This window comes from Saccharopolyspora sp. NPDC050642 (genome assembly GCF_040654735.1).
Classification (GTDB): domain Bacteria; phylum Actinomycetota; class Actinomycetes; order Mycobacteriales; family Pseudonocardiaceae; genus Saccharopolyspora; species Saccharopolyspora elongata.
On sequence record NZ_JBFAIN010000023.1, the window covers coordinates 47,840 to 72,309 of the forward strand.

General features: G+C 71.8%; 23 protein-coding genes. 7 read left to right on the forward strand and 16 right to left on the reverse strand.

The window, feature by feature from the left end; all coding sequences use genetic code 11:
* Positions 1-12: 12 nt before the first annotated feature.
* The 4 genes from AB0H93_RS28850 to hisD all read right to left on the reverse strand — a co-directional run bounded on the left by AB0H93_RS28850 (position 13) and on the right by hisD (position 5,490).
* Positions 13-2,103: a phosphocholine-specific phospholipase C gene (locus AB0H93_RS28850; protein WP_358576516.1), complete on the reverse strand. Its 2,091-nt coding sequence runs from the start codon at positions 2,101-2,103 to the stop codon at positions 13-15.
* Positions 2,104-2,412: 309 nt separating this feature from the next.
* Positions 2,413-3,030, reverse strand: coding sequence for an imidazoleglycerol-phosphate dehydratase HisB (hisB, locus tag AB0H93_RS28855; protein WP_358576517.1), 618 nt, complete (start codon positions 3,028-3,030; stop codon positions 2,413-2,415).
* Positions 3,027-4,145 carry a histidinol-phosphate transaminase gene (locus AB0H93_RS28860; protein ID WP_358576518.1) on the reverse strand — a complete coding sequence of 373 codons (1,119 nt, stop codon included), beginning with the start codon at positions 4,143-4,145 and terminating at the stop codon, positions 3,027-3,029. Before AB0H93_RS28860 ends, hisB begins: the two co-directional genes overlap by 4 nt.
* A 28-nt stretch (positions 4,146-4,173) precedes the next feature.
* Positions 4,174-5,490: a histidinol dehydrogenase gene (gene hisD / locus AB0H93_RS28865; RefSeq protein ID WP_358576519.1), complete on the reverse strand. Its 1,317-nt coding sequence runs from the start codon at positions 5,488-5,490 to the stop codon at positions 4,174-4,176.
* A 205-nt stretch (positions 5,491-5,695) separates the two neighbouring features.
* On the opposite strand from hisD, the gene AB0H93_RS28870 reads away from it, so the two are divergent.
* The 4 genes from AB0H93_RS28870 (at position 5,696) to AB0H93_RS28885 (ending at position 9,841) form a co-directional block, all read left to right on the forward strand.
* A complete protein-coding gene (locus tag AB0H93_RS28870) occupies positions 5,696-6,967 on the forward strand; it encodes a M14 family metallopeptidase (RefSeq protein WP_358576520.1) in 1,272 nt (423 codons plus the stop codon).
* 193 nt (positions 6,968-7,160) lie between these two features.
* Positions 7,161-7,751: a hypothetical protein gene (locus AB0H93_RS28875; protein ID WP_358576521.1), complete on the forward strand. Its 591-nt coding sequence runs from the start codon at positions 7,161-7,163 to the stop codon at positions 7,749-7,751.
* Positions 7,752-7,824: 73 nt separating this feature from the next.
* On the forward strand, positions 7,825-8,505 hold the full coding sequence (locus AB0H93_RS28880; protein WP_358576522.1) for a hypothetical protein: 681 nt from the start codon (positions 7,825-7,827) through the stop codon (positions 8,503-8,505).
* 46 nt (positions 8,506-8,551) lie between these two features.
* Positions 8,552-9,841 (forward strand): hemolysin family protein, encoded by a 1,290-nt coding sequence (locus tag AB0H93_RS28885; RefSeq protein ID WP_358576523.1) that lies wholly within the window; start codon positions 8,552-8,554, stop codon positions 9,839-9,841.
* Between the two features lie 57 nt (positions 9,842-9,898).
* Here the strand turns inward: AB0H93_RS28885 and AB0H93_RS28890 are convergent, their stop codons facing one another.
* From AB0H93_RS28890 to AB0H93_RS28920, 7 genes are all read right to left on the reverse strand, one after another.
* Positions 9,899-10,057, reverse strand: a complete 159-nt coding sequence (locus tag AB0H93_RS28890) for a hypothetical protein (RefSeq protein WP_358576524.1) — start codon at positions 10,055-10,057, stop codon at positions 9,899-9,901.
* Positions 10,058-10,123: 66 nt separating this feature from the next.
* Positions 10,124-10,768 (reverse strand): ATP-binding cassette domain-containing protein, encoded by a 645-nt coding sequence (locus AB0H93_RS28895; protein WP_358576525.1) that lies wholly within the window; start codon positions 10,766-10,768, stop codon positions 10,124-10,126.
* Positions 10,762-11,706: an ABC transporter ATP-binding protein gene (locus tag AB0H93_RS28900; protein ID WP_358576526.1), complete on the reverse strand. Its 945-nt coding sequence runs from the start codon at positions 11,704-11,706 to the stop codon at positions 10,762-10,764. Before AB0H93_RS28900 ends, AB0H93_RS28895 begins: the two co-directional genes overlap by 7 nt.
* Positions 11,703-12,617, reverse strand: a complete 915-nt coding sequence (locus AB0H93_RS28905) for an ABC transporter permease (RefSeq protein ID WP_358576528.1) — start codon at positions 12,615-12,617, stop codon at positions 11,703-11,705. Before AB0H93_RS28905 ends, AB0H93_RS28900 begins: the two co-directional genes overlap by 4 nt.
* Positions 12,610-13,584, reverse strand: a complete 975-nt coding sequence (locus tag AB0H93_RS28910) for an ABC transporter permease (RefSeq protein ID WP_358576529.1) — start codon at positions 13,582-13,584, stop codon at positions 12,610-12,612. Before AB0H93_RS28910 ends, AB0H93_RS28905 begins: the two co-directional genes overlap by 8 nt.
* Positions 13,581-15,170: an ABC transporter substrate-binding protein gene (locus AB0H93_RS28915; RefSeq protein WP_358576531.1), complete on the reverse strand. Its 1,590-nt coding sequence runs from the start codon at positions 15,168-15,170 to the stop codon at positions 13,581-13,583. The genes AB0H93_RS28910 and AB0H93_RS28915 overlap by 4 nt, the downstream gene beginning before the upstream one ends.
* A 154-nt stretch (positions 15,171-15,324) precedes the next feature.
* Positions 15,325-16,002: a DUF2848 domain-containing protein gene (locus AB0H93_RS28920; RefSeq protein ID WP_358576532.1), complete on the reverse strand. Its 678-nt coding sequence runs from the start codon at positions 16,000-16,002 to the stop codon at positions 15,325-15,327.
* 116 nt (positions 16,003-16,118) lie between these two features.
* Between AB0H93_RS28920 and AB0H93_RS28925 the strand changes: the two genes are divergently transcribed.
* Positions 16,119-17,408 (forward strand): MFS transporter, encoded by a 1,290-nt coding sequence (locus tag AB0H93_RS28925; RefSeq protein ID WP_132485554.1) that lies wholly within the window; start codon positions 16,119-16,121, stop codon positions 17,406-17,408.
* 92 nt (positions 17,409-17,500) lie between these two features.
* On the opposite strand, the gene AB0H93_RS28930 is transcribed toward AB0H93_RS28925, so the two are convergent.
* A complete protein-coding gene (locus AB0H93_RS28930) occupies positions 17,501-18,127 on the reverse strand; it encodes a GntR family transcriptional regulator (RefSeq protein WP_132485552.1) in 627 nt (208 codons plus the stop codon).
* Between the two features lie 331 nt (positions 18,128-18,458).
* Here AB0H93_RS28930 and AB0H93_RS28935 point away from each other — a divergent pair, with 331 nt between their 5' ends.
* Entirely contained in the window at positions 18,459-19,250 is a 792-nt protein-coding gene (locus tag AB0H93_RS28935; RefSeq protein ID WP_358576534.1) for a carbon-nitrogen hydrolase family protein, read from the forward strand.
* Between the two features lie 42 nt (positions 19,251-19,292).
* Here AB0H93_RS28935 and AB0H93_RS28940 read toward each other — a convergent pair whose 3' ends face one another.
* On the reverse strand, positions 19,293-20,210 hold the full coding sequence (locus AB0H93_RS28940; protein WP_358576535.1) for a type II CAAX endopeptidase family protein: 918 nt from the start codon (positions 20,208-20,210) through the stop codon (positions 19,293-19,295).
* 99 nt (positions 20,211-20,309) lie between these two features.
* Here AB0H93_RS28940 and AB0H93_RS28945 point away from each other — a divergent pair, with 99 nt between their 5' ends.
* Positions 20,310-20,891, forward strand: coding sequence for a Uma2 family endonuclease (locus tag AB0H93_RS28945; protein WP_358576536.1), 582 nt, complete (start codon positions 20,310-20,312; stop codon positions 20,889-20,891).
* Here the strand turns inward: AB0H93_RS28945 and nadC are convergent, their stop codons facing one another.
* Genes nadC through nadA form a run of 3 tightly spaced genes read right to left on the reverse strand, consistent with a single transcriptional unit; the run spans position 20,892 to position 24,351 of the window.
* The gene (gene nadC, locus AB0H93_RS28950; protein ID WP_358576538.1) at positions 20,892-21,740 is read right to left on the reverse strand and encodes a carboxylating nicotinate-nucleotide diphosphorylase; all 849 of its coding nucleotides are present in this window, start codon (positions 21,738-21,740) and stop codon (positions 20,892-20,894) included.
* Positions 21,737-23,338, reverse strand: a complete 1,602-nt coding sequence (locus tag AB0H93_RS28955; RefSeq protein ID WP_358576539.1) for an L-aspartate oxidase — start codon at positions 23,336-23,338, stop codon at positions 21,737-21,739. Before AB0H93_RS28955 ends, nadC begins: the two co-directional genes overlap by 4 nt.
* Entirely contained in the window at positions 23,335-24,351 is a 1,017-nt protein-coding gene (gene nadA / locus AB0H93_RS28960; RefSeq protein WP_358576541.1) for a quinolinate synthase NadA, read from the reverse strand. The genes AB0H93_RS28955 and nadA overlap by 4 nt, the downstream gene beginning before the upstream one ends.
* Positions 24,352-24,470: the final 119 nt, after the last annotated feature.

The following is a 24,470-nucleotide window of genomic DNA, read 5'->3' on the forward strand; positions in this document are numbered from 1 at the left end:
AGGGGCGCGGGCTCAGCCGGTGACGCCCGGGGCTCCGTTCTCGACGCGGCCGGTGGCCCGGCGCCGGAACGACCGGTCCTGCGCGGCCGTGACCTCGACGTCGTACCAGCCCTGGTCCGTCGGCCACGCCACGGACTCCGCGCCGCCCGCGGCGAGCCGGACCTCGCGCTGCTCGCCGGCCGCGTAGCCCAGGGCCCGCAGGCGCACCGTGATCGGCTCGGCGCCGCTGTTGCGCAGTTCCAGCGACAGGCCGCCGGCGCGGGCGTCGGGGTTCGTCCGCACGTCTAGGCCCGCGGCCTTGCCGTCGCGGGAGCCGCTCAGCTCGAACCAGAACCGGTTCGGCCCCTGCACCGCGAGCCGGTACTCCTCCTTCGCCGGCACGGTCACCACCCGTTCGCCGCGAACGTCCACATGGGACGGTCCAGGCAGCTCGCCCGCGTACGCGTAGATCGCGAAGTGCGCCGATCCGGCGCCGGCGTTGCCCAGCCGCAGCGCCACCGCTTCCCCGTTCAGCGCGGCGGAGACCTGCGGCTGGTACGGCAGGGCCCGCGCCGGGCTGCGGCCCTGCTCCTGCAGCGGGAGCGCCTGCTCCGCCGGCGGCTTGGGGTGCCAGCGCTTGATCGGCTCCGGCACCGGGCCCGGCTCGGCGGGCTTCGGCGGCTTCGCCGCGTTCTCGAAGTCGAACACCGAGGTCAGGTCGCCGCACGCGGTGCGCCGCCAGGAGCTGATGTTCGGCTCCTGCACGCCCGTCCAGCGCTCCAGCAGGCGCAGCACCGACGTGTGGTCGAAGACCTCGGAGTTGACGAAGCCGCCGATCGTCCACGGCGACACCACGGTCATCGGCACCCGCGGGCCGAGGCCGATCGGCCGGCCCTCGAAGTAGTCGTCGCCCTCGCCGGATTCGGGCTTCGGCGGCACCGGCGGCGGCACGTGGTCGAAGAAGCCGTCGTTCTCGTCGAAGTTGAGCAGCAGCGCGGTCTTCGACCAGATCTTCGGGTCGGCGATCGCGTCCAGCACCTCGTAGACCAGGTTGGCGCTGCCGACCGGCGTGGAGCTGCCCGGGTGCTCGGAGTCCACAGCGGACGGGACCAGCCACACCACCTTCGGCAGCCGGTCCGCCTTGATGTCGGCGCGGAGCCGCTCGACGAGGGTGCCCGGCCTGCTGCGGTGCATCGCGCGGTCGAACAGGCTGCGCTCGGCGTCGGTCAGCGCATCGCGGCCCGCCTCCAGCTGCTTGAGCAGCCGCTGCTGCTCCTGGGCGGGCTTGTCGAACAGGGCGGTGTAGAACTCCTCGGTGGTGCGGAACTTCCCGTCCACCGCGGCGAGCATCTTGCGGCCGATCGCCTTGAACGTCTTGAAGTACTCGACGGAGTTGTCGGTGAAGTTGTCCCACTCCTGGTAGATCTGCCAGGGCACCCCGGCCTTCTCCAGCCGCTCCGGGTACGTCGTCCACTCGTAGCCCGCGTGGTCGTAGCTGTAGGCGGCGTTGGTGACGGCCCGCTTGGTGGTGCCCGGCTCGTAGCCGGTGGTGCCGGTCCACAGGTAGTTCCGGTTCGGGTTGGTGGAGCCGAAGACCGAGCAGTGGTAGGCGTCGCAGATGGTGAAGGTGTCGGCGAGCTCGTACTGCAGCGGGATGTCCTGCCGCTCGTAGTACGTCATGGTGGCGGCGGTCTTCGCGGCGACCCAGTCGTTGTTCCAGCCGCCCGCCCAGGCCTTGCCGCTGCCGCCCCAGCTGTGGTCGAGGTCGCCGAGGTACTGGATGTCGGAAACCGGCCGCCCCTCGCGCTCGGCGCCCTGCCGCAGCGAGAACGGCAGCACCTCACCGCCGGTGGCGGGCTGCTGGAAGACGGAGCGCCCATCGGGCTGCTGCAACGGCAACCGGTCGCCGTAGCCGCGCACGCCGCGAAGCGTGCCGTAGTAGTGGTCGAAGGAGCGGTTCTCCTGCATGAGCACGATGACGTGCTCGACTGCATCCAACCCGCCCTGGGGAACCTGCTGCGCCATGGCCCGGTGCAGCGAAGGCGGCAGCAGCGAAGCGGCGGCAACGCCACCGGCCACACCGGCGGCACCGGTCAACACCCGACGTCGAGAAACCTCAGTCACGAGCGGACATCGTCACCGAAGAAAGCCAAGCGGCGTAAGACCCGCAGTGACGCAACGGTGAACCACCGGCATCAGCCAAAAGGCGCAACCGTAGGCATTCCTAGCACCACGTTCCGTGGCTGGGCCGAAGCGGGCGCGCTCCGCGCTCTTCTGCCTCGCGGAGCGGACGTCCTTGACGTGCCACCGGTATCCCTCTGCAACGACCGTGCGGAGAGTGCTGATCAATGCACTCTCCGCACGGCCGAACAAGAAGGGGCGCCGTCGACCGATTCAGCCGGTCGACGGCGCCCCTCTCGGAAAGACTCGCCCCTACAGGGCGCCCTTGGTGGACGGGACCACGCCCGTGAAGCGGGGGTCGGGTTCGACCGCCGCGCGGAGGGCTCGGGCGATCGCCTTGTACTGGGCTTCCGCGATGTGGTGCGGGTCGCGGCCGTGGATGACCCTGGTGTGCAGGTTGATCTGGGCGTGGAACGCCAGGGACTCGAACACGTGGCGGTTCAGGACGAACGGGTAGTTCCCGCCGATCGTGAAGCTGTTGTACTGCTCCGGTTCGCCGGTCATCACGCAGTACGAGCGGCCCGAGACGTCCACCGCCGCGTGCGCGAGGGTTTCGTCCATCGGGATCCAGGCGTCGCCGAAGCGGCGGATGCCCTTCTTGTCGCCGAGCGCCTGGCGCAGCGCCTGCCCGAGCACGATCGCGGTGTCCTCCACCGTGTGGTGCGCGTCGATGTGGGTGTCGCCGGTCGACTTCACCTTGAGGTCGAAGGCCGCGTGGGTGCCCAGCGCCGTGAGCATGTGGTCGTAGAACGGCACCGTGGTGTCGATGTCGACCTGCCCCGTGCCGTCGAGGTCGAGTTCGACCAGCACCGAGGATTCCCTGGTGGTGCGTTCGACCCGCCCGATGCGGGTCCCGGGCTGGAATGTCACTTGCTGATCTCCTCGCTCACGACCTTGCTCGCCGCCAGGAAGGCGTCGTTCTCCTCCGGCGTGCCGATGGTGACCCGCAGGTGGCCGGGAATGCCGACGTCGCGGATCAGCACGTCGGCGTCCAGGTAGCGCTGCCAGGCGCGGTGCGCGTCCGCGAACCGTCCGAAGAGGACGAAGTTGGCGTCGCTGGGCACCGGCGAGAAACCCTGCTCCCGCAACGCTTCCACGACCCGCTCGCGCTCGTCGATGAGCGCCTGAACCGAGCCGAGGGTGGCCTTGGCGTGCCGCAGGGCGGCCCGCGCGGCGGCCTGGGTGACGACCGACAGGTGGTACGGCAGGCGCACCAGCAGCAGGGCGTCGATCATCGCCGGGGCGGCCGCCAGGTAGCCGAGCCGGCCACCGGCGAACGCGAACGCCTTGCTCATGGTGCGGCTGACGATCACCTTCGCCGGGTACTCGCGGATCAGCTCGATCGCGCTGGGCCGGGCGGAGAACTCGGCGTAGGCCTCGTCCACCACGACCACGCCGGGCGCGACGTCGAGGACGGCGCGCAGGTCGTCCTGCGACACCGACTGCCCGGTGGGGTTGTTCGGGCTGGTCACGAACACCACGCCGGGCTGCTTCTCGGCGACGATGCGGGCGGCCTGCGCGCCGTCCAGGCTGAAGTCGTCGCGGCGCGGCGCCGGCACCCAGTCGGTGCGGGTGCCCGCCGACAGGATCGGGTGCATCGAGTACGACGGTTCGAAGCCGAGCGCGGTGCGCCCCGGCCCGCCGAAGGCCTGCAGGATCTGCTGCAGGACCTCGTTGGAGCCGTTGGCCGCCCACACGTTCTCGGTCGCCAGCGCGACACCGGTGGCCTTGGTCAGGTATGCGGCGAGATCGGCGCGCAGCGCCTTGGCGTCGCGGTCCGGGTAGCGGTGCAGCGCCGTGGCGGCCTCCTGCACCGCGGCGGTCACGTCGTCGACGAGTTCCTGCGGCGGCGGGTAGGGGTTCTCGTTGGTGTTGAGCCGAACCGAGACGTCCAGCTGCGGCGCGCCGTAGGGGCTGCGGCCGCGCAGATCGTCCCGCAACGGCAGGTCGGCCAGCGTCGTGTCGGCGCCGGGCACGTCACTCATGGGTTCTACCTTCGGTTGTTCCGGGCGCTCAGCGGGGAAAGCGGGCGGTGACCGCCTGACCGTGCGCGGGCAGGTCCTCGGCGTTGGCCAGCGCCACCACCTGGTCCGCGACGTCGCGGAGCGCCTGCTCGCTGTAGGCGATCACGTGGATGCCGCGCAGGAAGCTCTGCACGCTCAGGCCGGACGAGTGCCGCGCGCAGCCGCCGGTGGGCAGCACGTGGTTGGAGCCCGCGCAGTAGTCGCCCAGCGACACCGGCGCGTACGGGCCGACGAAGATCGCGCCCGCGTTGCGCACCCGCGCGGCCACCGCTTCGGCGTCCGCGGTCTGGATCTCCAGGTGCTCGGCGGCGTACGCGTCCACCACCCGGATCCCGTCCTCCACAGTGGACACCAGGATGCAGCCGGACTGCACGCCGGCCAGCGCGGTGCCGATCCGCTCGACGTGCTTGGTCTGCGCCACCTGGCGCTCCAGCTCGGCGTCGACCGCGTCGGCCAGCTCTTCCGAGGTGGTCACCAGCACGCTCGCCGCGAGCGTGTCGTGCTCGGCCTGGCTGATCAGGTCGGCGGCCACGTGCACCGGGTCGGCGGTGGCGTCGGCGAGCACCGCGATCTCGGTCGGCCCGGCCTCCGAGTCGATGCCGATCAGGCTGCGCAGGTGCCGCTTCGCGGCGGTCACGTACACGTTGCCCGGCCCGGTCACCATGTCCACCGGCACCAGCTCGGCGCCGTCGGTGTCGTGCCCGCCGTAGGCGAGCAACGCCACCGCCTGCGCGCCGCCGACCGCCCAGACCTCTTCGACGCCGAGCAGCTGCGCGGCGGCCAGGATCGTCGGGTGCGGCAGGCCGCCGAACTCCGCCTGCGGCGGGCTGCACACCACCAGCGACTCCACCCCGGCGGCCTGCGCCGGGACGACGTTCATCACCACGCTGGACGGGTAGACCGCCAGGCCGCCCGGCGCGTACAGGCCGACGCGCGCGACCGGCACCCAGCGCTCGGTGACCGTGCCGCCGGGCACGACCTGCGTGGTCGTGTCGGTGCGCCGCTGGTCGTCGTGGACCTTGCGGGCGCGGGCGATCGACTCCTCCAGCGCCGCGCGCACCACCGGGTCGAGCTCGTCGAGAGCGCGACGCAGCTCGTCGGCCGCCACCCTCACCCGTTCCGGTCGGACCGCGTCGAACTTCTCGGTGAACTCCAGGACGGCCGCCACCCCGCGGTCGCGGACCGCCTCGATCACCGGCCGGACCCGATGCAGCACGTGCTCGACGTCCATCTCGGCGCGCGGCAGCGTCGCGCGCAGCTCGACGGTGGACGGAACGCGACCGCGCAGGTCGGTACGGGTGAGCATGTGCGTCCTTCCAATACCCGGGGGCTACACCGACCAGGGTAATCGCCGCCGGGCCCCGCCGTCCCCGAACCCGGTCGCAGGTCACCCGGGACGCGCGCGGAATGGGAAAACGTCAACGGCAGACCATTGTTCGCCAGTGGCTTGCCAACATCGGGCAGCTCCTAGAACCTGCCAACATCACCACCAGTGATCGATCGGAGACCCGATGTTCAGCTCACGGCGCAAGGCAGTGACCGTGGCGGCAGCCGCGTGCCTGGTCCTGCTGGCCCCGATCCAGGCCAGCGTGTCCGCGGAGCCGACCGGGGCGACCGCCGCCCAGGACTTGGCCACCTACACCGTTCCCAACACCGACAGCAAGACGCGAACCGAGATCAACCGCACCGGCGCCCAGGTCATCGCGGTGTCCGGCGCGGTGGCCACCGTGGAGGCCACACCGGCGCAGGCCGAGCAGCTGCGGGCGGCCGGTTTCGTGCTCAACGACGAGACCAAGGTCGCCGACGCGCTCAAGCGGATCAACCCGGCGCAGGCGCAGCAGGTGCCCGGCGACTTCCCGCCCGGGTACGAGGGCTACCACAACCTCGACGAGATGAACGCCGAGCTCGACACCGTGGTCAAGGACCACCCGGACATCGCGTCGAAGTCCAGCATCGGCAAGTCCTTCGAGGGCCGCGACATCCCGGTGCTGAAGATCAGCGACAACGTCGGCCAGGACGAGGACGAGCCGGAGGTGCTGTTCAACTGCAACCAGCACGCCCGCGAGCACCTCACCACCGAGATGTGCCTGCGCATCGCCAACCGGTTCACCGACGACTACGCGAGCGACCAGGCCGTGAAGGACGCCGTCGACAACCGGGAGATCTGGATCATCCCGGTGGTCAACCCGGACGGCTCGTCCTACGACGTGGAGTCCGGCCAGTTCCAGGGCTGGCGCAAGAACCGGCAGGACGCCGGCACCGACCTCAACCGCAACTGGGGTTACAAGTGGGGCTGCTGCGGCGGCTCCGATGACGACCCGAACGGCGAGACCTACCGGGGCACGGCCGAGTGGTCGGCGCCGGAGACCGCGGCGATGCGCGACTTCATCGACTCGCGGGTGGTCGGCGGCGCCCAGCAGATCAAGGCCGCGATCGACTTCCACACCTACTCCGAGCTCGTCCTGTGGCCCTTCGGGCACACCAGCGACGACGTCACCGAGGACATGACGCAGGAGGAGTACGACCGGTTCGCGCGGGTCGGCGGCGAGATGGCCCAGTCCAACGGCTACACCCCGCAGCAGTCCAGCGACCTCTACGTCACCGACGGCGACAGCCTGGACTGGATGTGGGGCCAGCACAAGATCCTGGCCTACACCTTCGAGATGTACCCGGCCAACGGCGGCGGCATCGACGGGTTCTACCCGCCCGACGACGTGATCGAGAAGGAGACCGCCCGCAACGACGCGGCGGTGGACATCCTGATCCGCGAGGCAGGCGCCTGATCCGGTGAGAGGGGAAAAGGGCCCGGGGCGCCACGGCACCCCGGGCCCTTCCACTTCGAAGGCTAATCTTGCGTGGCGGGGCTGTCCTCGCTGGGAGAACCCCGGGGCACCGTGAACCCGCGGCGGTGCGAGCTGAGAGGGAGCGGTCGTCGAGCAGGAGATTTTCGCTTGCCCGGCAGGTGAAACTGATTCCGTGACCATCGACTACGCCCTGGCGGGCTACCGTGTTGCTTCGCGAGCCGCTCGGCGGGATTGGCAGGATGTCGGGCTGCCGAGCGCTGATCTGGTGTCGATGAGCAGTTGTGTGGTGGACCTGCTGGCGGCGGACCCGCAAGGCTGGGACGACTGGTTCGGTGACGCGGAATCGGCCGGGCGAGCATGCGTCCAGGCGAACCGGGCCGACCTGCAGGTGCTCGGGGTGGGGTTCGCCTCAGCGGACATCCCGGGGTTGTCGGCCGACTTGGCCGACGGCGGGTGGGCAGAAGCAGCGGGCAGCGTGCCGGAACGGCTGGCGCGATGGGAGCCCATCTCTGCAGGTCAGACGCTCGGTTTCGAGCTGGTCGGCTATGACTGCGGGCTCTGGCACACCTGGACCTGCCTTGGCGGTCTGGTCAGCGATGTCGGGCACGCGACCGGCGTTCGTCCTGGGCGATGGGGGTTGATCCAGGACGAGCGGCACGCGCGCCGGGCGGCTGACTGGCTCACGGCGTCCGAGCTCGGCGACCCCAAGGTCTTCCTATGGGTCGCGGCCATGCTGGTCGCAGTCCCCGGCGCCGAGGAATAGCGCACGTTCGGAACTTCCGGCCAGCCTCTACCGCACCGACGGTCCTGGGCGACCGGGCGGCGATAATGGTGGTATGGCCGCCGAACCTGCCACCACCGTGGCCGAGCACCGATTCATCCGGCACGGCACGTGGCTCATCTGCCCGTTGCTGGGCGCGCTGCTGATCTGGCTGCTGCGGATGGCGGCGGGCTGGGTCGCCGGGCTGCCGTGGGCGCCGTTCCAGGGCGTTTTCGAGCTCGCCGCGTCGGTGCCCGATCCGTGGGGCACCGTCGGCGCCGTCGCCATCGGCCTGATCATCGGGCTCGGCTTCGCCGGGCTGATGGCGCAGGAGCGGTTGACCGTCACCGTCGAGCCCGAGCGGGTGACGCTGGCCGTCGGCGACTCGGCGCAGCACATCGCGCGCGACGAGATCGGCTCCGTGTTCCTCGACCGCAAACACCTGGTGGTGCTGGACGAATCCGGCTCCGAGCAGGCCCGGCAACCGTCCGATTTGGACTGGACGAAGCTGCGCCGGGCGTTCGCCGAGCACGGCTACCCGTGGCGGGAGAAGGACCCGTTCGCAGGCCACTACGTCCGGTGGGTCGAGGACGCCCCGGAACTGCCGCTGCGGATCAACGCGCTGATGGCGGCCCGCGACCGCGCGCTGCGCAAGCGCGACCGCAAGGAAGCGGCGCTGCTGCGCACCGAGCTCGCCCAGCACGGAATCCTGGTGCGCGACGAGAAGAAGCACCAGTACTGGCGCGCCACCGGCTGACCGGTTCTCCCCGGCTCGCGTCCGCCGCGGGTGGAACAATCGGAAGATGGACGGTGTTGTCTGGAACCTCGCGCTGGTGCTGCTGTTCGTGCTGTTCGGCGGCTACTTCGCGGCCGCCGAGATCGCGCTGGTGTCGCTGCGCGAGAGCCAGGTCCGCAAGCTCGCCGAACGCGACCGGCGCGGCACCCGGGTGGCCAAGCTGCGCGCCGACTCCAACCGGTTCCTCTCCGCGGTGCAGATCGGCGTCACCTTCGCCGGGTTCTTCGCCTCCAGCTACGGCGGCGCGACGATCGCGGTGCGCCTGGAGCCGATGCTGGCCGGGTGGGGCCTGCCGATCGGCCTCGCCGCGTCGGTGGCCCTGGTGCTGGTGACGCTGTTCGTCTCATACCTGTCGCTGGTGCTCGGCGAGCTCGCGCCCAAGCGGCTGGCGTTGCAGAAGTCCGAGGGCGTCGCGCTGGTCACCGCCGGTGTGCTGGACTGGCTCGCGACGCTGTTCCGGCCGCTGATCTGGTTCCTGTCGAAGTCCACCAACGCGGTGGTGCGGCTGATGGGCATCGATCCGCGCGCCGACCAGGACAAGGTCAGCGAGGAAGAACTGCGCGACATGGTGCGCACCAACGAGCAGCTGACCATCGAGGAGCGGCGGCTGCTCAGCGACGCGTTCAAGGCCACCGACCGGGTGCTCGGCGAGGTGATGGTACCGCGCACCGAGGTCGACTTCCTGGACCGCACCACGCCGCTGCCGGAGGCGATCGCCGAGGTGGCCGGCAAGCCGCACTCGCGGTACCCGGTCATCCGGGACACCGCCGACGACGTCGTGGGGTTCATCCACGTCCGGGACCTGCTCGCCACGACCCACGGCGGCCACGAGGCGCGCACGGTCGGCGACCTGACCCGGCCGGTGACGGCGCTGCCGGCCAGCAAGCCGGTGCTGGCCGCGCTCTCGCAGATGCGACGGCGCGGCGGGCACCTGGCCGTGGTGGTCGACGAGTACGGCGGGACCGCGGGCATCGTCACCGTCGAGGACCTCGTGGAGGAGGTCGTCGGGGAGATCTGGGACGAGTACGACCCCAGCGGCGCACCGGTGCGTCCCAAGGGCGACGGGAGCTTCGAGGCCGACGGCCTGCTGCACCGCGCCGATTTCGAGCAGCAGACCGGGATCGCGCTGCCCGACGGCCCCTACGACACGGTGGCGGGTTTCGTGGTCAGCCGCCTGGGCCGCGTCCCGGCCGAGGGCGACTCCCTGGAGGCCCTGGGCCACCGCTTCACGGTCCGCACGATGGACGGCCACCGCGTCTCCCGGCTGCTGGTCACCAAGCTCCCCGAGGAGCAGTGATCCCGTGCCGGGGTTCGCAGTTTCAATTGAAACTGCGAACCCCGGCGGACATCCGGGTCAGGACAGCAGCAGGAAGAGGGATCCCACGACGATCCCGATGACCACCACGATCGCCGCGGTGATCATGAGCGCCCGCATCTTGGGGCGGTCGTCGCGGACCTCGGTCTGGGCCCGTTCCCGCCACTGCATGAAGGTCGTGCCTTCGCCCTCGCTCAACGTCGACTCCTAGGGTCCGTCGTCACTTGCCGAGCGGTCCCCCGCGACCGCGTTCGCCCCACCATGTCATATCGCCCCGCCGCCGAGGCGAACCACGTGCACCGCCCAATGTCCCAGCAGGTCCTCGTCGTGGCTGATCGCGAGCACCCCGGCGCCGTGCTCCTCGACGCGCCGGTTCACCACCCGCACCAGCGCCGCCGTGGTCGACGCGTCCAGCATCGCGGTCATCTCGTCGCAGATCAGGTACTCGGGCCGCAGCGCCAGCGCCCGCGCCAGGCAGGCCCGCTGCAGTTGGCCGTCGCTCACCTCGTGCGGTCGCCGCGACAGCAGCTCGGCGGTCAGCCCCACCTCGTCGGCCAGCTCGCCGACGTCGCCGTCGGCGCCGGTGGCGCGCAGCGGTTCGGCGATGATCTCGCGCAGCGTGAAGCGCGGATCCACGGCGGGCCGCGGATGCTGGAACACGATGCCGATCGCGGTCCGCTGCGCCCGCGGCGTCGCGTGCCGGAAGCCGGTGACCGGTTCGCCGTCGAGCGCCACCCGTCCGGACCACGGCTCGTGCAGCAGCCCGAGGACCCTGGCCAGCGTGGACTTCCCGCACCCGCTCGGCCCGGCCAGCCCGACCACCGCACCGGCCGGGAGGTCCAGGTCGACGCCGTCGAGCACCGGTTCGCCGCGCCGGTAGCCGGCGACCAGGCCGGTCGCGCTCAGCACGGCGGATGCGCGGCGACCCACCGGTCGCCGAGTTCGAGCAGTTCCGGATCTCCCGTGCAGGGCCCGAATCCGGGCACGTCCGGACAGCGTTGGCAGAACACGCAACCCCATTCCTGTTCGAGGCGGGCCAGTTCGGTGAGGGCCGGCGGATGGCCCGGGATCGGCTGGAAGCCGCCGTCGGGCAGCGCGCCGAGCAGCCCCGCGGTGTACGGGTGCCAGGGCTCGGCGAGCACCTGCTCCGCAGGCCCCGCCTCGACGATCCGGCTGGCGTACATCACCGCGACGTCGGTGGCGACCCGGCGGGCGGCCGCGAGGTCGTGGGTGATCAGCAGCACCGCGCGGTCCTCGGCGGCGGCCTCGGCGAGCAGGTCCACGGTGCGGTGCACCAGCGGCCGGTCCAGCCCGGTGGTCGGCTCGTCGGCGAGGATGATCCGCGGATCGCCGGCCAGCGCCAGCGCCACCGCGACCCGCTGCGCCATCCCGCCGGAGAGCTCGTGCGGGTACCGGTCCAGGTCGGCGGGGTCCAGCCCGACGCGCTCGGCGAGTTCGTCCGGCCCGGCCGCGCCGTCCAGCGCCCGGATCGCCTCGACGAGCTGGCTGCGCGCGGTCCGCACCGGGGTCAGGTGGGTGCCCGCGGACTGCGGCACCAGGCCGACCTGCCGGCCGCGGACCTGCCCGGCCAGCACCGCTTCCGGCGCGGCCAGCAGCTCGATGCCGCCGGCGAGCACGGCCTCGCCGCGCACCTGCGCGTTGCCGGGCAGCAGGCCGAGCAACGCGGAGGCCAGCACCGACTTGCCGCAGCCGGACTCCCCGACCAGCGCGAGCACCCGGCCCGGGCGCAGCCGCAGCGTCGCGTCGGTCACGGCCCGCACCTCGGTCCCGCGACCCAGCAGGAACCGCACCGAGAGCCGGTCCAGTTCGAGCAGCGGTTCGCTCACAGCGCCAACTCCGATCGCCGTCGCGGCACGACCCGGTCGCGCCAGGTCGCGGCCAGCCCGGACACCGCCAGCGTCGTGAGCACCAGCAGCACCGACGGGAACAGCACGATCCACCACGCGCCGAGCAGCACCGCTTCCCGGCCGTCGCCGAGGATGTTGCCGATGCTGGCCAGGTGCGGCGGCAGGCCGAGGCCGAGGAAGCTCAGCGCGGTTTCGTGCCACACCGCGTGCGGCACGAGCAGCACCGCCGACAGCGCGGCCTGCGGCACGATCGCGGGCAGCAGGTGCCGCCGCAGGATCCGCCACCGCGACGAGCCGCCCGCGATCGCCGCGTCGATGTGCGGCCGCTGCCGCAGCGACAGCACCTCCGAGCGCACGATGCGCGCCACCGTCGTCCAGTGCGTGAGGGCGATGGACAGGATCACCGCCACCAGGCTGCCCCGGTACAGCGCGACGATCACGATGCCCAGCAGCAGGTGCGGCACCGAGTTGACGGTGTCGACCAGGCGCATCAGCAGCCGGTCCGGCCAGCCGCCGGCGCTGCCCGCGATCGCGCCCACCAGCGAACCGAGCACTGTGGACACGACGGCGCTGATCCCGGCCACCAGCAAGGAGATCCGCAGCCCGGCCAGCGACTGCACGAACAGGTCCCGGCCGCCGGAGTCGGTGCCGAACGGGTGCGCGGGGCTCGGCGCGAGCCGGATCGAGTCGTAGCGCACCGATTCGCTGCCGAACACCGCGGGCACCGCGATCGCGGCCAGCACCAGCAGCGCGAGGCCGCCCAGCGACACCCACAGCCGGGCCTTGGGCCGGGCGCGGGACGTCCCGGCGCGTCCGCGTCCCGCGGCGCGCCACGGACCGGCCGATGTGGAGGGACGGGCGGCGGTGCCGCGCACGGATTCGTCAGCCATCGGCGGCCACCCTCGGGTCGAGCACGATCGCGGCGATGTCGGCGAGCAGCGAGCCCAGCAGCACCGCCGCCGTCGCCACCAGCGTCAGGATCGCCAGCAGCGGGTAGTCGACGGCGGTCGCGGCGGTGACGACGGCCGCGGCCAGGCCCGGCCAGGAGAAGACCTCCTCGACCAGCACCGCCCCGGTGACCAGTTCCGGAACCCGCGCGCCGATCAGCGTGACGAACGGCAGCAGCGCGGTCGGCAGCGCATGCCGCAGCACGACGACGCGTTCCGCCAGGCCGCGTGCCCGCGCCCCGGTCACGTGGTCCTCGGACAGCGACGTCAGCATCGACTGCCGGACGTGCAGCACCAGCCACGGCGACTGCGAGATGCCCAGCACCAGCGCGGGCAGCGCCAGGTGCTTCGCGACCTGCCCGAACGACACCGCGGTGCCCGCGTCGGTCAGGCCCGCCACCGGCAGCCAGCCCAGGCCCAGCGAGAACACCGCGATCGACAGCAGCGCCAGCACGAACGGCGGCACGCCTTCGAGCGCGTGGCCGATGGCGGTGACGAACCGGTCGATCCAGCCGCCCTGCCGCCACGCCGCGACGGTGCCCAGCACCAGCGCGATCACCACGGCCAGCGCGAGCCCGGTCGCGGCCAGCAGGATCGTCCACGGCAGCCGTTCCGCGACGACCTGCGCGACCGGCTGCCGGAACGAGCGGGACACGCCTAGATCGCCGCCGAACACGCCGGTGGCCCACTGCCAGAACTGCACCAGCACGGGCTCGTCGAGCCCCAGCCGGGCCCGCACCGCGGCGACGTCGGCGGCGGACGCGCCGAAGATCTCCACGCCGTAGTACTGGTGGATCGGGTCGAACGGGGATGCCGCGGCGAGCAGGAAGATCCCGAACGCGACGATCACCAGCACCGGTACGGCGAACCCGATCCGCCGCAGCACCAGGCGGCCGATCGCGCGGCTCATGCCTGCGGTTTCCAGGCCTCGATGTTCCACCACGGGCCCCAGGTGGTCCCGTGCACGTGCGGCTCGACGGGCGGCTGGTAGCCGGACCACTTGCCGTCGCGCATCACGTAGCTGTGGTCGATGAACGCCAGGTACACCAGGCCCGGGTCGGCGACGTAGGCGCGCTGCGCCTGCTTGTAGAACTCCGCCCGCTTGGCCGGGTCGAGCTCCTGGCGGCCGCCGTCGAGCGCGGCGTCCACCTCGGCGTTGCGGTACTTGCCGGGGTTGTTGTACGTGCCGGTGCCGATGACCGAGGAGTGCAGGCTGGCGTAGGCCTGCGGGTCGGGGTCCATCGGGTTCCCGCCGCCGAGCACGATCCCGTCGGTGGCCAGCCGCCCGGCCACCGCCGAGCGGTCCACCCCGGCGAGCTCGACCTGGATGCCGATCGCCTTGGCGTCCGAGGCGAACGCGCGGGCCAGGTCCTTGCGCAGGCTGTCGTCGGCGAAGTACATCACCGTGAACTCGGCGCGGACCCCGCCCCGCTCCCGGATGCCGTCGCCGCCGACGCGCCAGCCGGCGTCGTCGAGCACCTTCGCGGCGCGCTGCGGGTCGAAGTCGAACCGGGCGGCGGGCTCGTAGTTCGCGCCCATCGACTCCGGGATCGGGGCGTAGGCGGGCTTCCCGTGCCCGCCCAGCAGGGCCTGGATCATGCCTTCGCGGTTGACCGCGAGGTTCAGCGCCTGCCGGACGGCGCGATCACCGGCGACCGGGTGCTCGTTGGGCAGCGCGATGCTGCGGTAGTCGGCGGTGCTGTGGTGCACCGTCCGGTAGCCGTCGCGGCCGACGCTCTCGGCCAGCACCGGCGGCAGCACGGTGCCGTCGAACTCACCGGAGGACAGGCGCTGGGCGCGGGTGTTGTCGTCCTTGGCGAAGACGACGGTGACCTTGCCGATCGCGGGCGCGCCACCCCAGTAGCCGGCGTTGGCCTCCCAGGTCATCTGGTCGCCCTGGCGCCACTCGACGAGCTTGTAGGGGCCGGTGCCGACCGGCTTGGTGTTCAGCGGCGAGTCCTCCTGCGGCTTCGGCTCGGCGAGCTGCTCGTTCGGCACGATGCCGAGCACCAGCTTCGACGGCCAGGCGGCGTAGGGGATCTTCAGGTCGAACTGCACGGTGTGCGGGTCGAGCGCGCGGACGCCGGCGAGCATGTCGAAGTCCGACGAGACCGTCGAGGCGTAGGCCGGGTCGATCGCGGCCCGGTAGGTGGCGACGACGTCGTCGGCGTCGAAGGGCGTGCCGTCGTGGAAGCGGACGCCGTCGCGGAGCTTGACCGTCCAGGTCTTGGCGTCCGGCGTGGACTGCGGCACCTCGCTGGCCAGTGCCGGGCGCAGAGCGGCCTGGCCGTCGAAGGCCAGCAGCCCGTCGTAGAACTTCGCGGCGCCTTCCACGCCGTAGCCCAGCAGCGGGTTCAGGCTCTCCGGCTCGAAGCCGTCGGCGAGCAGCATCGACCCGGGATCGCCGGTGCCCGGCGCGGAGGGCGCGGCGCAACCGGCCCCGAGCAGGCCCAGGGCGACCGGAACGGCGACGAAGAAGGCACGACGATTCAGCACTCCTGAACAATAGGTGCTGTTGCAAGTAGTTCTCAATAACCTGAGATCTTGCTCGCCAGGTCGGCGCAACCGGGCCCGCCACACCGGTGGCGGTTTCGCGCGAAATCGCCGGCTTCCCGCACGCGGGGCGACGATTTCGCGCGAAAGCGTCGGCTCACGCCACCGGCTCGGGCATCCGGCTGACCCGGTACTCGCAGGCGATGACGTCGCCGGTCTTCGGGTCGCCGAGCTCGACCCGCCAGGAGCCGGCGAACTGGTCGACGGCGGCGTCCATCGGGAGGGTGCCCGACAGCAGCACGGTGCCCGGCTTCAGCAGGCCGCGTTCGCGCAGGTCGTCGAGCCAGAACTGGGGCGTGAGCAGCTCCGCCAGGGTGCCCCGCTGGATCACCTCGCCGTCGGCCCACGCGGTCAGCGTCAGCTCGTCGAGCCGGTCGGCGACGTCGACCAGCCGCCAGGCCTTGCGGCCCAGCACGTCCGGGCCGGCCTGCTTGCTCCACGCGACGCCGTGCACCTCCAGCGCCCGGTCGGTGTGGTCGCAGGCCACGGTCAGCAGCACGTCCCGCTCCTCGGGCCCGGCGACGACCAGCGCCCACTCCGCCTCGCCGGAGGTGCGCTCGTGCTGCGCGGGCACCTCGTCGGCCTGCATCGCCAGGTAGGGCGCGACCGGGTAGAGGCACGGCGTCTTCGTCGGCGCGGGCACACCGAGTTCGGCCAGCTCGGCGACGTGCGCCGCGACGTCCTCCTGGCTGCGCCCGGCGTAGCCGCCGTTGAGCAGGGCCGTCACCGGCACCTCGACGACCTCGCCGTTGACATCGAAACTCAGTGGAAACAAGATGTCCTCCAACGTCCGCATACTGGTTGTATACATTTGGTGTATCACAGTACCCCGGTGGTCGGCATCCACGAGCCGAACGACCCCCGGGAGCCCGGCACAGGAAATGGACCCCGATGACCCAAGCGCTATCCACGCCGGCCCGGCCGGCCCGCAAGGACCTGATCAAGGCCTTCGTCGCGAGCCTCAGCGGCACCTCCCTGGAGTGGTACGACTTCGCCGCCTACTCGGTGGCGTCGGCGCTGGTGTTCGGCCAGCTGTTCTTCCCCAGCCACGACCCGCTGTCCGGCACGCTGCTGGCGTTCTCCACCTACGCCGTCGGCTACGTCTCCCGGCCGCTGGGCGGCTTCGTGTTCGGCCGGCTCGGCGACGTGCTGGGCCGCAAGCAGGTGCTGGTCATCACCCTGCTCATCACCGGCATCTCCACCGTCTTCATCGGACTGCTGCCGACGCACAGCCAGGTCGGCGCGCTCGGCGCCGTGCTGCTGGTGGTGCTGCGCTTCGCGCAGGGCGTGGGCATCGGCGGCGAATGGGGCGGCGCGGTCCTACTGTCCAGCGAGTTCGGCAGCGAGAAGCACCGCGGCTTCTGGGCGTCGGCCGCCCAGATCGGCCCGCCCGCGGGCAACCTGCTGGCCAACGGCGTCCTGGCGGCGCTCGCGGCGCTGCTCACCCAGGAGCAGTTCATGTCCTGGGGTTGGCGGGTCGCGTTCCTGCTCTCCGCGGTGCTGGTGCTGTTCGGCCTGTGGATCCGGGTGAAGCTGGAGGAGACCCCGGTCTTCAAGGAGTTGCAGGAGAAGGGCGAGCAGGCCGGGGCGCCGGTGCGGGACGTCTTCACCCGCGAACCCCGCGCGCTGGTGTCGGCGATCCTCTCCCGCGTCGGCCCGGACGTGCTCTACGCGCTGTTCACCGTGTTCGTGCTCACCTACGCCACCCAGCAGCTGAACATGCCCAAGAGCTGGGCGGTCACCGGGGTCATGCTCGGCTCGACGCTGCAGCTCGTGCTGATGCCGCTGGCCGGCGCGCTGTCGGACCGGTGGGGACGGCGGAAGGTCTACGCGGTGGGCGCGATCGGCGCCGGCGTGTGGCCGTTCGTGTTCTTCCCGATGGTCGGCGGCGGCTCGGCGGGGCTGCTGATCTTCGGCGTGGTCATCGGCCTGGTCTGGCACGCGCTCATGTACGGGCCGCAGGCGGCGTTCGTGTCCGAGCAGTTCAGCCCGGCGCTGCGCGCCACCGGATCGTCCCTGGCGTACACGCTGGCCGGCGTCATCGGCGGCGCACTGGCCCCGCTGCTGTTCACCTACCTGTTCGCCTCGTTCGGCACCTGGTTCGCCCCGGCGTGCTACCTCACGGCGACCTGCGTGGTGACCCTGATCGGCCTGTCCCTGGGCCGCCGGAACGCGCAGTGACCTGCCCGATCCCACCTGGAACCGGGAACCTCACCTGCCGGGAGGCACGGGGGTGGGGTTCCCGATCGGGCGCTTCCCGGCCGGAAGGCCCCTCAGCCCGCCAGGACGACCTGCTGCGTCGCCGTCAGGTGCTCGGTGATCGCCTTCGTCGCGGCCTCCGCGTCACCCGCGGCGAGCGCCGCGAGGATCGCCTCGTGCTCCGCGAGCACCGCCTTGCGCCGTCCGCTGACGCTGAACAGCGCCACGATGCCCGCACGGATCTGGCGGGCCCGCAGCGCGTCGTAGGTCTTGCTGAGCATGTCGTTGCCGACCGCGCACACCAGCGCGGCGTGGAACCCGTGGTCGCGGTCGATGAACGCGCGCGCCTGGTCGTCGCCGCCCAGCTCGCGCTGGGCGTCCAGCTCGGCACGCATCTGCTCCAGCGGCACCGCGTCCAGCTCGACGGCGCGGCGGGCCGCGTAGCACTCGATCATCGCGCGGATCTCGAACAGCTCGCGGATCTCCCGGCCGCCGACCGGCGCGATGTAGGCGCCGCGCTTGGGCACGAGCTGCACCAGCTCCTCGGCGGCGAGCAGCAGCAGGGCCTCGCGGATCGGCGTGCGGGACACCCCGATCTCGTCCGCGAGCGCCTGTTCGTTGACGAACTGCCCCTGCATCGACGGGTCGCTGAGGACCGTGTCCTTGAGATGGTCGTAAGCCAGTTCGCGTCCCGACGGCAACGAAGACCCCCTGTGTGAAATCTAGCCATGCATATCGCTGGTATACAAACATCGTAACGGGTGAGCGCTGGAGGGAGTTTCAAATGTCGTTCTTCTTTGAAGCGGCGCCAGCCGCTTAGCCCACCTACGCAACTCGCACCGCCGCGGGTTCTCAGACCGTGCCCGCCCTTCTGGGCTACTGGGCGAGGACAGCCCCGACGCCGCGTATTGGACATGCGTAAGTCGGGGATCCCACAGTCCAGGCGGCGTCTGTAACTCCCGCAGGGGGGCCGCCACCCGCACCGCTAAGCAAGACGAGTTTGGAAACAATCCCTGAAGGATGGTTGTGGTTATGCGGATTGCTCTCTGCCAGATCGTTTCCGGCCCGGACCCCAAGGCGAACCTGGAGCTGGTCGCCGACTACGTCCGGCGGGCCGCCGACGCCGGCGCCGACCTCGCGGTCTTCCCGGAGGCGACGATGGCCTGCTTCGGGATCAAGCTCGGGCCGCTGGCCGAGCCGCTCGACGGGCCGTGGGCCACCGAGGTGCGGCGGCTGGCCGAGGAGGCGGGCATCGCCGTCGCGGCGGGCATGTTCACGCCCACCGAGGACGGCAGGGTGACCAACACGCTGCTGATCACCGGCCGCGGCGTGGACACCTCCTACGACAAGATCCACCTGTTCGACGCCTTCGGCTTCGCCGAGTCGGACACCGTCGCGCCGGGCGAGCAGCCCGTGGTGGTGGACTTCGGCGGCACCAAGGTCGGCTTCACGACCTGCTACGACGTTCGCTTCCCCGGCCTGTTCACGGCGCTGGCCGACAAGGGCGCGTCGGTGATCGTCACCTCGGCGTCCTGGGGTTCCGGCGAGGGCAAGCGCGAGCAGTGGCAGCTGCTGGTGCGCGCCCGCGCGCTGGACTCCACGTCGTGGGTGGTGGCCTGCGGCCAGGCCGACCCGCGCAGCGTCGGCCGGGAGCCGAGCGGCAAGGCCCCGACCGGCATCGGCTACAGCCTCGCGGCGACCCCGCTGGGCCAGGTGCACGCGCAGCTCGCCGACTCCCCCGACATCCTCGTCGTGGACATCGATCCGGCCGCGGTCGAGCAGGCCCGCCAAGCCATCCCGGTCCTCGCCAACCGCCGCTTCTGAGGTTCCGCCGCGGAGGGCGCCTTCTGGTTCGGAAGGCGCCCTTCACGAACGGGCGAGCTTCCGGCGGTAGGCGAGCGCGGCGAGCACCGCGGCGACGGCCAGGACCGCGGTGGTGAGCAGGCTTCCTTCGATGCCGAACCCGCCGCCGGTGAGCAGGGGCGCGCTGCCCGGCGAGCCGCCGATCTCCAGCACGGTCGTCCGGATGTCCATTCCGGACACTTCGATGCCGTACACGTTGCCCTGCCACCAGTTCCACACCGCGTGGAACGCGCACACGCCCCACAGGCCGCCCTCCGCCAGCGCCCAGAACGCCAGCACCACGGCGATCAGCAGGATGTTGACCAGCGCGATCACGCTGACGCCTGCGTTGACGCCGTGCAGCGCGGCGAACACCAGCGCCTGGAAGGCGATCGCGGCGACCAGGCCCCACTTCCGGTAGGTGACCTGCATCAGGTAGCCGCGGGTGAGGATCTCCTCGGTGCTGGCCTGCACGGCGAACCCGATCAGCGCCACGAGCGCGCCGCCGATCTGCGCGGCGCGCACCGAGCCGATCTCGAACTGCCCGCTGAGCACGTTGATGCCGACCGGCACGGACAGCAGCACCACCGCCACCGCGGTCCCGAGCGCCAGGTGCGAGCCGATGCGCGAAGCGGGGAAGAACCCGACGGAGCCGAAGGGCCGCCGCTCCTTGACCCGGATCCACAGCGCCAGCAGGCCGGCGGCCCCGGCGAAGCTGAGCATCAGCGCCAGCTGGGTGGTCAGCCCCAGCTCGCCGCCGACCAGAGCGCTCATCGGCAACCCGAACGCCGAGACCAGCACCACCCCGGCGACGGCCTGCCCGACGAGCAGGCAGAACAGCACGACGAGCAACCCGACCACGGGCCCGGTGGGCCGCTGGGCCCGGTAGATCCCGCCCAACAGCGGAGAAGGCAGAACCCGCTCGGGCTGCACAGTGCTCACCAGTACCCCACCCCGATCAACTGAGCCATGACCGAACCTCGCAGCCACGAAGAGTAACCTCCGAGCCCGCACGTCCGCCCCCGCTCCGAGGAGGCTGCGATGAACCCCTTTCCCGACTGGATGTTGCTACCGCCCAGTGGAATCGACACCGCGGACTACGAAGCGCTGTCGGACGAGGTGTGCAAGTACATCGAAATCGTCGACGGAGGCATTGTCGTGCGGCCTGAACCGACCCGTCGGCACCAGACCGTCGTCCGACGAGTGGCGGACGAGCTGGAGCGCTCCGGCGGGCCCGAAATCGCGGTCGCCACCAGCGTCGACCTTCGACTACGGGACGTACCCCTGCTCAACCGCCGGCCGGACATCGTCGTCTACGACTCCGCGCTGCCGGACGAAGCTGTGCTCCGCCCGCAGCACTGCCTGCTGGTCGTAGAGGTGATGTCACCGGGCTCGGTCACCGCCGACCAAACCGACAACCCGCCGAGTACGCCGCTGCGGGTATCGAACACTTCTGGCGTATCGAACGCGAACACCAAGACGACCGGCGGCTGGCCGCATTCCGCTACCGGCTGGACCCCACCACACGGCTCTACGCCCCGGCCGGGGTGGACACCGGCAAGCTGGCGGTGTCCGACCCCGTCGACCTCCGGATCGACTTCGAATCGCTGCTGTGACCGGTGATCACATGTCCAGGCCGAGGTCCAGGGCCGGGGAGGAGTGCGTCAGGCCTCCCACCGACAGGTACTGGACCCCCGTCTCCGCGTAGGCCCTCGCCACCTCCAGGGTCAGGCCGCCCGATGCCTCCAGCTCCGTTCGCGGCGCCGCCGCTCGGACCCGGCGCACCGCTTCCGCGCACTGCTGCGGGGTGAAGTTGTCCAGCAGGACCAGCGCCACGTCCTCCGCCAGCACCTCGTCGAGTTCGTCCAGTGTGGACACCTCGACCTCCATCGGCAGGTCCGGCGCGTGCTCCCGGCAGGCCCGCACCGCCGCCACCACCGAGCCCGCCGCGACCACGTGGTTGTCCTTGATCAGCACCGCGTCGCCGAGACCCATCCGGTGGTTGACGCCGCCGCCGCAGCGCACCGCGTACTTCTGCAGGACCCGCAGGCCCGGCAACGTCTTGCGGCTGTCCCGGATCCGGCAGCCCGTGCCCTCGACCTCCTCGACCCACGCGGCCGTCGCGGTCGCGATGCCCGAGAGGTGGCACAGCAGGTTCAGCGCCGTGCGCTCCGCCGTGAGCAGGCCGCGGGCCGGTGCTTTCACCCGCAGCACGCAGTCGCCGGGCTCCAGCACGTCGCCGTCGGCCCGCTCGGAGAGCACCGCGTAGGCGTCCGCGCCCAGCACCTCGTCGAGCACCAGCCGCACCAGTGGCAGGCCCGCGACCACGCCGGCCTTGCGGGTGTTGAACCCCGCCTCGGCGACCGCATCGGCCGGGACCGTCGCCGCGGTCGTCGCGTCCGGCCCGTAGCGCAGGTCCTCGGCCAGTGCCATGCGCACCACTTCGCGCGCGTCGTCCAGATCGATGGTCATGCCGCCCTCTCAATCCCAGCCGCGGTGTGGATGAGGCACCCCGAGGCGTCCAGCCGGAGCACCGTGCTGCGCCGCCAGCGCAGGTCGTCGGTGTCCGGGAAATCCGTTCGGCGGTGGCAGCCGCGCGACTCCGCGCGTTGCCTGGCCGCCGCCAGCAGTGCCTGCGCGGTCAGCGTCAGCGAGGAGTCCTCGACGGCCTGCCGATTCGTAAGTGGACGGACGATGGCCGCCCGGTCCAGCTCCTTCGTCGCGGTCGCCAGGCCCGCGTCGTCGCGCTCGATGCCGGCGTACCGGCTCATGGTGCGCTGCAGCAGATCCCGGTCGACCACCGCCATCGCGGACTGCAGGGCCGCGCCGGTGGGCTTGCGGTTGAGCAGCCCGCAGCACAGGTCCTTGGCCACCGCCTCGGCCGCGCGCCCGCCGACCACGAGGCCTTCCAGCAGGCTGTTGGACGCCAGCCGGTTCGCGCCGTGCAGCCCGGTGCACGCGACCTCACCGGCGGCGTAGAGCCCGGTCACGGCGGTGCGACCATCCACACTGGACACCACGCCGCCGCAGGAGAAGTGCGCGACGCTGGCCACCGGGATCGGCTCGCGGACCGGGTCGATCCCCGCCGCCCGGCACGCCGCGTGGACCGTCGGGAACCGCTCGGGGAACCCGGCCCCGATGCTCGTGGCGTCGAGGAACACGTGCTCGGCGCCGGTTTCGGCGGCCCGCCGGTTGATCGCCGCCGACACGACGTCGCGCGGCGCGAGGTCGGCGAGCGGGTGCTCGCCCTCCATCACGCGCCGCCCGTGCACGTCGACGAGCACCGCGCCTTCGCCGCGCACCGCCTCGGTGATCAGCGGCCGCCGCCCCCGCGGCCCGCCCGGCGTGTAGAGCACCGTCGGGTGGAACTGCACGAACTCCAGGTCGGCGACGGAGGCACCGGCCCGCAGCGCGAGCGCGATTCCGTCCGCAGTGGACACTTCGGGGTTGGTGGTCGCGGCGTAGAGCTGGCCGAGCCCGCCGGTCGCCAGCAGCACCGCCGGGGCGCGCAGCACACCCGGCCTGTTCTCGGCGTCCATCGCGACCGCACCGACCACGGCGCCGCTGTCGCCGCGCAGCAGCTCGACGACGCAATGCTGTTCCAGGATCGGAATCCCGCCGCCGCGCACGGCTTCGGACAGCGCGCGCTGCACCTCCGCGCCGGTCGCGTCGCCGCCGGAGTGGATCACGCGGAACGCGCTGTGCCCGCCCTCGCGGGTGCGCGCCAGCTCGCCGCCCGGGCCCGCGTCGAACCGGGCGCCGGCCGCCCGCAGCCGCGCGATCGCCGCCGCGCCGTCGGCGAGGATGTCCTGCACCGCCGGGCGCGAGCACAGCCCGACCCCTGCGGTCAGCGTGTCCTCGACGTGCTCGCGCAGGCTGTCGCCCAGGTCGAGCTCGTCGGGCCGGACGACGGCGATGCCGCCCTGCGCCCAGCTCGTGTTGCCCGCCGTCGCAGAGTCCTTGCTGACCACCAGCACCCGCAGGCCCAGCTCACGGGCCCGCAGCGCCGCCGTCAGGCCCGCGACGCCGGTGCCGACGACGAGTAAGTCCGCGCCCGCTTCCCAGCTCATTCGCCGCCTCCCGGCTTGCCGATCGCGATCATCCGCTCGACCGAGGCCCGCGCGCGGTCGGCGACGTCCGCCGGCACGTGCACCTCGTCGGCGCCTTCCCGCAGGCAGCGCAGCAGCGCAGCCGGGGTGATCATCTTCATGTAGCGGCAGGACGCCCGGTCGTTGACCGCGCGGAAGTCGATCTCGGGGGCGGCGCGGCGCAGCTGGTGCAGCATGCCGATCTCGGTGGCCACCAGCACCGAGCGCGCGCCGGTCTCCTTCGCCGCGGTCAGCATGTCGCCGGTGGACAGGATCTTCACCCGCTCCTTGGCGACGGTGCCCTCGCCGGCCAGGTAGAGCGCCGAGGTGGCGCAGCCGCACTCGGGGTGGATGAACAGGTCCGCGTCCGGGTTCGCCGCCGCGCGGTCGGCGAGCTCGGGCCCGTTGATCCCGGCGTGCACGTGGCACTCCCCGGCCCAGATGTGCAGGTTCTCGCGGCCGGTCTCGCGCTTGACGTGCGCGCCCAGGAACTGGTCCGGGCAGAACAGCACGTCGCGGTCGGCCGGGATCGAGCGCACCACGTCCACCGCGTTCGACGACGTGCAGCAGATGTCGGTCTCCGCCTTCACCTCTGCGGTGGTGTTCACATAGGACACCACGACCGCGCCGGGGTGTTCGGCCTTCCAGGCGCGCAGCTCGTCGGCGGTGATCGAGTCGGCCAGCGAACAGCCCGCCCGGGCGTCCGGGATGAGCACCGTCTTCTCCGGGCCGAGGATCTTCGCGGTCTCGGCCATGAAGTGCACGCCGCAGAAGACGATCGTGCTCGCGGAGCTGTTCGCCGCGATGCGGCTGAGGGCCAGCGAGTCGCCGGTGTGGTGAGCGACGTCCTGGATCTCCGGCAGCTGGTAGTTGTGCGCCAGCAGCACCGCGTCCCGCTCGTCGGCCAGCCGGCGCACCTCGCGCGCCCAGTCCGCGGTGGGCTCCACCCCGGTGTAACCGGCGTCGGTCCGCTCCCAGGTTGCAGTCGCGGCCATGTAGTCCTCCTCGCCGGACCCTCCGGGGCGACCCGCCCGGAAGCTCCGCTAGCACCCCGGATCAAGCGCTCCGAGGTTTTCGCCTTATAATCGAAAACGTGCCATATCCTAACACCGCA